At 71.3% G+C, this 1,545-nt stretch carries 1 protein-coding gene; it reads right to left on the bottom strand.

The window, feature by feature from the left end:
- Positions 1-1,545, bottom strand: a 1,545-nt coding sequence (locus tag BST12_RS28865) for a type I polyketide synthase (protein ID WP_139802053.1), incomplete at both ends; no start/stop codon positions are given.

The following is a 1,545-nucleotide window of genomic DNA, read 5'->3' as shown; positions in this document are numbered from 1 at the left end:
GGAGTTCGGTGCGGGTGTCCTCGGCGTCGGTGGGGGTGGTGAGGGCGGCTCGGTAGGGGTGGTGGGTGCGGGTGGTGGCCAGGCTGTAGGCCACCTGGGCCGGGTCGAGGTCGGGGTGCTGGCAAAGGTGCTGGTAAAGGCGGTCGGCCTGGGCGGCCAACGCCGCGGGGGTGCGCGCCGACACCGGCCACACCGGCAACGGGACCGTATTGGTGGCTAGCGGAGCTGTTGTAGCTACCGGGGCCGGAGCCTGTCGGACGATCACGTGGGCATTGGTGCCGCTGAGACCGAACGAGGACACCGCGGCGGTGCGGGGGTGGTCGGTGGCCGGCCAGGGGGTGGGTTCGGTGAGTAGCCGTACGGTGCCGGCTGACCAGTCCACATGCGGGCTGGGCTCATCCACGTGCAGGGTCGGGGGCAACACGTCGTGGTGCAGGGCGGTGATCATCTTGATTAGCCCGGCGACCCCGGCCGCGGCCTGGGTGTGGCCGAGGTTGGATTTGATCGAGCCCAGCCACAGCGGGTGCTCGGGGTCGCGGTGGGCGCCGTAGGTGGCGATCAGGGCGCCGGCTTCGATGGGATCGCCGAGTTTGGTGCCGGTGCCGTGGGCTTCGACGACGTCGACGTGATCCAGGGCGATGCCGGCGTTGGCGGCGGCTTGGGTGATGACGCGTTGTTGGGCGGGGCCGTTGGGGGCGGTCAGGCCGTTGGAGGCGCCGTCTTGGTTGACCGCCGAGCCGGCGATGAGGGCGAGGACGGGGTGGTGGTGGCGGCGGGCGTCGCTGAGGCGTTCGAGGACCAGGACGCCGGCGCCTTCGCCCCAGGCGGTGCCGTCGGCGGCGGCGGCGAATGCTTTGCAGCGTCCGTCAGCGGCCAGGCCGCGTTGGCGGGCGAATTCGGTGAAGGGGCCCGGGGTGGTCATGATGGTGACGCCGCCGGCCAGGGCCAGTGTCGATTCGCCGTTGCGCAGTGACTGACACGCCAAGTGCGCGGCCACCAGCGAGGATGAGCAGGCGGTGTCCACGGTGATCGCCGGACCCTGCAACCCCAACAGATACGCCACCCGCCCCGACGCGACACTGGTGAGCGCGCCGGTCATGGCGTAGCCCTCCACCCCGTCGGAGGTCGCGTCGCCGTAGGGCTGTGCCCAGGTTCCGGCGAATACTCCGGTGTCGGAGCCGGCCAGTCCGGCCGGGTCGATGCCGGCGGTTTCCAGGGCTTCCCAGCACACCTCCAGCAGCAGCCGCTGCTGGGGTTCGATGGCCTGGGCTTCGCGGGCGGAGATGCCGAAGAATTCCGCGTCGAAGTCCGCCGCGGTGGGCAGGAAGCCGCCGTAGCGGGTGTAGGTCTTGCCGACCGCGTCGGGGTCGGGGTCGAACAACTCGGCCAGGTTCCAGCCCCGATCCGTCGGGAAAGCCCCCATGACATCGATGCCGCCGCTGACGACCTGCCACAGTCCGGCGGCCGAATCGATGCCGCCGGGGAAGCGACAGGCCATGCCCACCACCGCGATGGGCTCGTCGGCGCCCGCGGCGGCAATGATCC

It is taken from the genome of Mycobacterium angelicum (assembly GCF_002086155.1).
Lineage (GTDB): Bacteria > Actinomycetota > Actinomycetes > Mycobacteriales > Mycobacteriaceae > Mycobacterium > Mycobacterium angelicum.
This window is presented reverse-complemented; position numbering and strand designations above follow the sequence as displayed.